Annotated in this window: 6 protein-coding genes and 1 pseudogene; 2 read left to right on the forward strand and 5 right to left on the reverse strand. The window is 66.2% G+C overall.

Features of this window, described 5'->3' with window-relative positions; genetic code table 11:
• Positions 1-204 precede the first annotated feature (204 nt).
• The 3 genes and pseudogenes from CRM90_RS24980 to ligD all read right to left on the reverse strand — a co-directional run bounded on the left by CRM90_RS24980 (position 205) and on the right by ligD (position 4,015).
• A complete protein-coding gene (locus tag CRM90_RS24980; RefSeq protein ID WP_158249059.1) occupies positions 205-2,175 on the reverse strand; it encodes a cadherin-like domain-containing protein in 1,971 nt (656 codons plus the stop codon).
• A 434-nt stretch (positions 2,176-2,609) separates the two neighbouring features.
• Positions 2,610-2,810, reverse strand: a pseudogene (locus CRM90_RS30780) (PASTA domain-containing protein); the annotation flags it as partial.
• A 152-nt stretch (positions 2,811-2,962) separates the two neighbouring features.
• Positions 2,963-4,015, reverse strand: coding sequence for a non-homologous end-joining DNA ligase (gene ligD, locus CRM90_RS24990; RefSeq protein WP_199190044.1), 1,053 nt, complete (start codon positions 4,013-4,015; stop codon positions 2,963-2,965).
• Positions 4,016-4,101: 86 nt separating this feature from the next.
• On the opposite strand from ligD, the gene CRM90_RS24995 reads away from it, so the two are divergent.
• Positions 4,102-5,166 (forward strand): ATP-dependent DNA ligase, encoded by a 1,065-nt coding sequence (locus tag CRM90_RS24995; RefSeq protein ID WP_102809592.1) that lies wholly within the window; start codon positions 4,102-4,104, stop codon positions 5,164-5,166.
• Here CRM90_RS24995 and CRM90_RS25000 read toward each other — a convergent pair.
• A complete protein-coding gene (locus CRM90_RS25000; protein WP_102809593.1) occupies positions 5,163-5,561 on the reverse strand; it encodes a DUF302 domain-containing protein in 399 nt (132 codons plus the stop codon). The two genes, CRM90_RS24995 and CRM90_RS25000, sit on opposite strands and share 4 nt — an antisense overlap.
• A 22-nt stretch (positions 5,562-5,583) precedes the next feature.
• Positions 5,584-5,853, reverse strand: coding sequence for a metal-sensitive transcriptional regulator (locus CRM90_RS25005; RefSeq protein WP_036341925.1), 270 nt, complete (start codon positions 5,851-5,853; stop codon positions 5,584-5,586).
• A 218-nt stretch (positions 5,854-6,071) separates the two neighbouring features.
• Here CRM90_RS25005 and CRM90_RS25010 point away from each other — a divergent pair, with 218 nt between their 5' ends.
• On the forward strand, positions 6,072-7,448 hold the full coding sequence (locus tag CRM90_RS25010) for an MBL fold metallo-hydrolase (RefSeq protein ID WP_102809594.1): 1,377 nt from the start codon (positions 6,072-6,074) through the stop codon (positions 7,446-7,448).
• Positions 7,449-7,498 lie beyond the last annotated feature (50 nt).

Consider the following 7,498-nt stretch of genomic DNA (forward strand, 5'->3'; position numbering starts at 1 on the left):
ACCGAGGGTCACGGCGCCGGCACCCAGCCACGCGTACGGCTGACGGCGAGGTCGCCGGGCGCGGTGAGCGCCGTGTCCGCTGCCGCTGTGCCTCATGGTTCCCCCTGCGCTCCGGCCACATCGCTCAGCTGAGAAATTCCTAAGCGAGTTTGCTGAGTGTCTACCACAACTTGCGGCGTCGGCAATAGCCAACCCGCCTGGCGATCACACGCGGATCTGCCAGCCGGCCGTCGGATCGACCAGGATGCCGGACACGTCGACGACCTCGAAGGCACTCAGCGGAACCGTGTTGAGCTCGGATTGAGCGGTGAGGTGCTCGCTGCCTGCCCAACCGTTACTCATCGCCAGCAGCTTCGCGCCGTCCTGGCCGGGCACGGTCGAGTCGTAGACCACCGCGCCGTGTTCCTGCAGCGCCCGCAGCACCACCTGCGTCGCGGCGGAGTAGCCGGACATGTCGAAATCGCCGCGCAACCGCAGCACGCTGCCCATCGGCACCCCATCCGGGTTGACGCCGGTCCCGTCCCCGGCGCCTGCCGGCCAGGCATACCCGGTGCCCCGGTCCTTGGCGATCACAATGCCGAGCATGTGGTCGACGCTGCCTCGGGCCAGATCATCTGGGCGCAGGATGAGCGGCAGGTACGGCAGGTGCGAAGCGTTGGCCCAGCCGACGGACGGGTACAGCGGGGAGCTCATGTCGTAGTGCACCCCGGCCTCGGCAATCCATTTAGACCCGTACCTGGCGCGGTAGAGCGCGTTGCCGACGCCGTCGAGCGGACTGTTGGCCGGCATCTCCACCCCGTTGGCGACGTTGTACAGCTCCTGTGAAATGCATGTTCCCTCTTGAAACACCAGTAGGTGCCGGTCCCAGGCCGGCAGTGCGGGCATGCCCTCGACGATGGGCCGGTTCGGGATTGCGTACGGCCTGGGGTCGATGCTCGGTCCGCTGGTGGAGTAGCCGCGGTTGAAGATCACCGTCTCGGTGGGATGCGTTGCGCCCACAACGTTTACCGGCATTCCACCGGTGCTCTTCATCCATTGGTTGCCCCAGTTGGCGCCCAGTGTGGCGCCTCGCCCGGCACCCAGCACGCCAAGCCAGGTGCTCGACTTCGCCAGCACCGGAAGGTCCCTGATGTCGGCGTGGAAGATCGTGTCGGCCGGCATCAAGGTGCAGCCGCAGAACGTGGTGAGCCCGTTGGCCGCGATCGTGTTGCCCGGGCTGACGGTGATGGTGACCGCCACGTTGGTGGTGCCGCCGTGCGCGTCGGTGAGGGTGACCGAGAAGGTGTCCACCTTGTCGGTCACTGGCCCGCTGAATACCGCGGCCTTGGCGCGCGCGGCCGCGGTGGGTGTGTAGGTGAAGCTGCCGTCCGGGTTGACCACTACCGCACCTTTGGCCGTGCTGATCGATCCCGCGAAGGTGATGGCGTCACCGTCGGCGTCCGCGCCGAGGACCGCGCCGGTGACCACACCGCTGTTGACGTCGCGTGGTCCGATGGCGGGCCTGCCGGTCGGCGCGGTGTTCTTCGGGCTGATCGCAACGGTGACCGGTACAACCAGGGTTCCGCCGTGACCGTCGTCGATCGTGACGGTGAACGTGTCGGTCTTGTCGGTGCCGGTCGCGGCGGTGTGCCGGGCTTCCGATGTGGGTGTATAGCTGAACGCGCCGCCGCCGTTGACGGTGACGGTGCCGCCCTTCGCGGTGGCGGGGTTCACGCTGTAGAGCAGGCGGTCTTTGTCGACGTCGGCACCGACGACCTTGCCGTAGACGATGCCGGTGTTGGCGATAGGCGCGTTGACCGTGGTCCTGGCAGTGGGGATGGCGTTCTTCGGCGCGATCGGCACCGTGATCGTGCTGGTGGCGGTCAAGCCGGCAGGGTCGGCGACGACCACGTTCACCGTGTCTCTGGCTATGAGGGCATCGACGTTGCCGATCGCCGCGTTGTGTCGGGCCACCGGGGTCGGGGTGTAGGTGAAGACACCGGCGCTTGTGATCGTCACCTTGCCCTTGCCGGAGGTGCTGGCCCGGTAGGTGATCGTGTCGCCGTTCGGGTCGCTTGCGGTGACGGTGCCGGTGAGCGCGCCGGTGGCCGGCGAGGGTGTGCCCAAGGTGACGTTCTGAATCACCGGTGACCCGTTGGCCGCGGCCGCGGCTGCCCGTTCCGGTCGTCGGGCCACCGCCAGCACCGCCAACGACAGCGGCGAGTCCGGCGATGGTGTCGCCGGACGGCGAGCCGGCCTGGTCGCAGGCTTGACCCGGGCTGTCGACGAAACTCGTTGGCTCGCAGCGGGTTTCTTTTCGGTCGACCTATTGACATGCCCGGTCGAGTCCGAAGACGCGGCCGACGCCGCACCGGGACAGGCAACCGCGATTGCGATCCCAAGGCCTAACGCAACCGCGAGTCCGCTGATTCGCCCCACATACGCTGCCGCAGCCATGTCGTGCCCCTCCCCCGAGACGGCGATTCCACCATAACGGGCGAATCAGGGGATTCTCGCGATTCAGCAAAGTTCAACGATTCAGCAAAGTTCAACACTGAGCCGAACGTAACGCCAGGGCGGGATTCGGCGCCGTGCGCAACCCTGGCGTCACGTTCGCGAGAGGACGTTGGTCAGGCGGCGAACTGCAGAGTGATGACCGCGTCGCTGGCGATGACCTGGCCCGGCGCCGGGGTCTGCACGGCGATCTGATTGCGCGCATAGGGGGTGTTCGGCAGACTCGGGCCTTTGTCCAGCACCCCGGTCCAGCCCAGTGTCCGGAGAGCCGGATCCGCGTCGGCCCAGTACATTCCCCGCAGGTCGGGCATGACCAGCGCTTCGCGCGAACGCGCCTGCGGGCTCCGCGTGATCGCCGGAGCCGCGGTTGTGGCAGCCGAATCAGTCGCGACGACGGGTTGGCCTGCCGACGAGCATGCCCCGAGGAAGAACACCGTCGACGCTGTAATGATCAGTCCGCGTAGCCCTTTCACTTCTTCGGGTTACCGTGTTCATCCCAGTGCGCGGCGACTTTTTTGCTCGGCTGCACGCGCGGCGGTTCGCCGGGCATCTTCGGATAGTTGGGCGGGTAGGGCAGGTCGCCGAGGCCGCGCTCCTCATCGGCGGCCGCCATCTCCAGCAGCGCATCGATCGAGTGCGCAACCTCGTCCAGGCCGGCCATCGGGTCGCCTCGTTTGGCGATCAGCGCCGGCACCGTGGCCATGGTGAACTCGTCGGGATCGGCGTCCGCCAGTTCTTCCCAGGTCAGCGGGGTGGAGACGGTGGCGATGGGCGTCGCGCGCACCGAGTAGGCGCTGGCGAAGGTGCGATCGCGGGCGTTCTGGTTGTAGTCGATGAAGACCCGCTGGCCGCGTTCCTCTTTCCACCATGACGTGGTCACCAGTTCCGGCGCGCGGCGTTCGAGTTCGCGCGCCAACGCGATCCCGGCGCGACGCACCGCGGTGAAGTCCCAGTCCGGCCGAATCCGGACGAACACGTGCACACCACGGCCGCCGGAGGTCTTCGGATACCCGACCAGGCCGAGCTCGTCGAGCACCGGCTTGAGGATGTCGATGGCGATGGTGCGCGCCTCGTCGAAGCCGGTACCCGGTTGCGGGTCGAGGTCCACCCGCAGTTCGTCGGGGTGATCAGTGTCCGGACAGCGAACTTGCCACGGGTGCAACGTGATTGTGCCCATCTGAGCGGCCCACACGATCGCCGACGGATGGGTCACCTTCAGGGCGTCGGCGGTACGCCCGGACGGAAAGGTCACCCGGCAGGTGTGCAGATAGTCGGGGCGCTTTTCGGGCACCCGCTTCTGGTAGATCTCCTCACCGTCGATGCCATCCGGGAAGCGCTGCAGGTGAGTCGGGCGGTCGCGCAATGCGGTCAGCAGCTGTCCGCCCGTTGCCACTGTGCGGTAGTACTCGACGAGTTTGCCCTTGGTCCCGTTCGACCCGAGTTTGGGGAAGTAGACCTTGTCCGGGTTGGTGAGCCTGACGGCGACGCCGTCGACGTCGACCTCTTCGGCCTTGGTCGCCATCAGAACGACCGGTTGAGTCGGGGTCTGCTCACGCTATTCAACCTACTCACGCGCGAAGCCCCCTCGCACGAGACGAGAATGAAACCATGCAGCTGCCCGTCAATCCCCCGGTGTCGCCGATGCTCGCCAAGCCGGTGCGGACCATGCCGCCCGACGCCTCCTATGAACCGAAGTGGGATGGGTTTCGCTCAATCTGCTTTCGGGACGGCGATAACGTGGTCCTGGGCAGCCGCAACGAGAAGCCGATGACGCGTTACTTCCCCGAGTTGGTCAGCGCAGCGCTCGCCGAGTTGCCGCAGCGGTGCGTGATCGATGGCGAGATCGTCATCGCCACCGACGGCGGGTTGGACTTCGAGGCGCTGCAACAGCGGATACACCCCGCGGACTCCCGCGTACGCATGCTCGCCGAGAAGACTCCGGCCGCGTTCATCGCGTTCGATCTACTCGCGCTCGGCGACGACGATCTCACCGGGCGCCCGTTCAGCGAGCGTCGCGCTGCTCTGACGGCGGCCCTGGCCGACGCCGGCCCGTCGTTCCATGTCACGCCCGCGACCACGGATGCGGACACCGCGCAGCGATGGTTCTCGGAATTCGAAGGAGCCGGGCTCGACGGGGTGATCGCCAAACCCCTGACGATCACCTACCAGCCCGACAAGCGGGTGATGTTCAAGATCAAACACGAGCGGACCGCGGACTGTGTGGTCGCCGGCTACCGCGTGCACAAGTCGAGGGACGACGCGATCGGTTCGCTGCTCCTCGGGCTCTACAAGGACGACGGGGCCTTGGCGTCGGTCGGTGTAATCGGGGCGTTCCCGATGGCCGAGCGGCGCCGACTGTTCACCGAATTGCAGTCTCTGGTAACCGAATTCGACTCCCACCCGTGGAACTGGGCTGCACTCGAGGCCGGCGAACGCACGCCCCAGAAGAATGCCGGCTCTCGATGGAACGCCGGCAAGGACTTGTCATTCGTGCCGCTGCGGCCCGAGCGGGTGGTGGAAGTGCGCTACGACCACATGGAAGGTGAGCGATTCCGGCACACCGCCCAGTTCAATCGTTGGCGGCCCGACCGCGATCCACGCTCCTGCACCTACGAGCAACTGGAGCAGCCCGCGACCTTCAGTCTCAGCGAGATCGTGCCTGGTCTCGGCTAGGCGGTCAGCGCCGCGATGGCGGCGCCGAGCTTATCGGCCACTTCCTGAGCGACGGGCGCAAGTTGCGGTTCTTCGGTCACGTCCACGAGCAGCTGCGGGTTCATGGCCTCGACAAGCGTGCGGCCCGGATCATCCGGGTCACTGCGAACGACGACGTTGCACGGAAGCAACAGGCCTATCTGACGGTCGACCCCGATTGCACGGTGTGCCAGCGGTGGGTTGCAGGCGCCGAGAATCAGATAGTTCTCCATGTCTTCGTTGAGCTTGTTCTTCATCGTCGCCTTGACATCGATTTCGGTGAGCACACCAAAACCCTGATCTGCCAGCGCCTTACGCGTCCGCGCGACGGCATCGTCGAAAGGTGTGTCCAGGCTGGCGGTTAACGCGATGCTCATGATGACTCCCTTGTCGTCGTTGCTAGGCGAGTGCGAGGAACAGCTTCTCCAGCTCCGCCTCGGTCATGGGCTTGTCCGCCCCGGATGCCTCGCCGGTGACACAGTCCCTCAATCCGGTGGCGACGATCTTGAAGCCGGCACGGTCGAGGGCGCGTGAGACGGCCGCCAGTTGGGTGACCACGTCTTTACAATCGCGGCCCTGCTCGATCATCGAGATGACGCCGCCCAGCTGACCTTGCGCCCGGCGCAGCCGGTTGAGCACCGCTTCGATGGCGTCCTGATCGCCGACCATGGTGAGTCCCTTCGTTCGCTACTTAGTGTCAGCTTACCCGTGGGGGTATTAAGCACTCGTAACAACGACCCACCCGGCGGGTCCATTCCCCGTACCCGCTCCCGTCGGCATACCCACCTGGGTATCTCACTTGGTCGGGAATATATACCCCGGTGGGTATGTAGAACAGTCTGACGGACCGTCGCGAGCGGCGGCCGAAAGGATTGAAAGGACGTGCCATGATCCTGGAGCAGTACTACATCGAGTGCCTGTCGCACGCTTCGTACCTGGTTGGCGACGAGACCACCGGGCGCGCGGTCGTCGTCGACCCGCGCCGCGACATCAGCGACTACCTGGCTGACGCACGCAGATACGGGCTCACCATCGAGGGCGTGATCAACACCCACTTCCACGCCGACTTCGTGTCCGGACACCTGGAATTGGTCGACGCGACCGGGGCGTGGATCGGCTTCGGCGAGTCAGCGGAGACCGACTACCCCATCCGTAGGCTGGCCGACGGGGAACACCTGTCGCTCGGCGATGTCGACCTCGAGATCCTGTCGACCCCCGGACACACGTGGGAGTCGATCAGTGTGCTCGTCCGCGAGCGCGCCGGAGCGGAGCCCGCCGCCGTGCTCACCGGAGATTCGCTGTTCATCGGCGACGTCGGCCGACCGGACCTTGTCAACATCGGTGACAGCTCGACCAGCGATCTGGCCCGGGCGATGTACCACACGATTCACGACAAGCTCCTGCGTCTGCCCGACAACGTTGCGGTGATGCCCGCCCACGGAGCCGGCTCGTCGTGCGGGAAAAACCTGTCCAGCGAGCTGATCTCGACCATTGGCGAGCAACGCGCGAGCAATCCGTCCGTGCAGCCGATGACCGAGGAGGCGTTCGTCGCGCTGGTCACATCGGGCCAGCCCGCGGCACCGGCCTACTTCGCCTCCGACGCCGCGATGAACAAGCGGATTCACCCCCTGTTGCAGCACGACCGCGCAGTGCCCGAGATGACGCCACAGCAGATCCGCCAGGCGCTCGATGCCGGCGTCCGGATCATCGACGCGCGTACCGTCGAGGATTTCGCGGCCGGGCATCTACGCGGGTCGATCAACGTGGGGTTCGACGGCCGCTTCGCCGAAACCGGCGGGATGGTGGCCGAAGTCGGTGAGCAGATCGTCCTGATCGCCTACCCGGGCGAGGAGCAGCAGGCGGCTGTGCGGCTGGCCCGCATCGGATCTGATGACTCGATCGGCTACCTGAACGTGGGTCGCGACGGGAGGTTCCCGGCCGAACTCGGGGACCTGGTGCAGGTCGCACCCCGCACCACCGTCTACGAATTGGATGGGCTGCTGGCCGACGAGGCGGTGACACTGATCGACATCCGCAACCCGGGCGAGCGCGACGACGGTGCCATCCCCGCATCGATCCACATCCCGCTGGCTCAATTACGCCTTCGTCTCGACGAGGTGCCCACCGACAAGCCGATCGTCGTGCACTGCGCGGGTGGTTGGCGTTCCAGTGTGGCCGCATCGCTGTTGCGCGCCAACGGTATTCAGAACGTGTCCGACCTGCTCGGCGGACACAACGCGTGGGTCGCCGCGCACGCGACCTGACTTGGCTCACTTTTCGGACGCGGAGTTGATCGCGACTCGTTGACCTGGGG

Origin of the sequence: Mycobacterium sp. ENV421 (assembly GCF_002887815.1) — a bacterium.
In the GTDB taxonomy this organism is placed as follows: Bacteria; Actinomycetota; Actinomycetes; order Mycobacteriales; family Mycobacteriaceae; genus Mycobacterium.

Coding starts and splice junctions, on each gene's coding strand:
- CRM90_RS25010 (WP_102809594.1), top strand. CDS start 6,072: ATGATCCTGGAGCAGTACTACATCGAGTGCCTGTCGCACGCTTCGTAC.
- ligD (WP_199190044.1), bottom strand. CDS start 4,015: ATGGCGACCAAGGCCGAAGAGGTCGACGTCGACGGCGTCGCCGTCAGG.
- CRM90_RS25000 (WP_102809593.1), bottom strand. CDS start 5,561: ATGAGCATCGCGTTAACCGCCAGCCTGGACACACCTTTCGACGATGCC.
- CRM90_RS24995 (WP_102809592.1), top strand. CDS start 4,102: ATGCAGCTGCCCGTCAATCCCCCGGTGTCGCCGATGCTCGCCAAGCCG.
- CRM90_RS25005 (WP_036341925.1), bottom strand. CDS start 5,853: ATGGTCGGCGATCAGGACGCCATCGAAGCGGTGCTCAACCGGCTGCGC.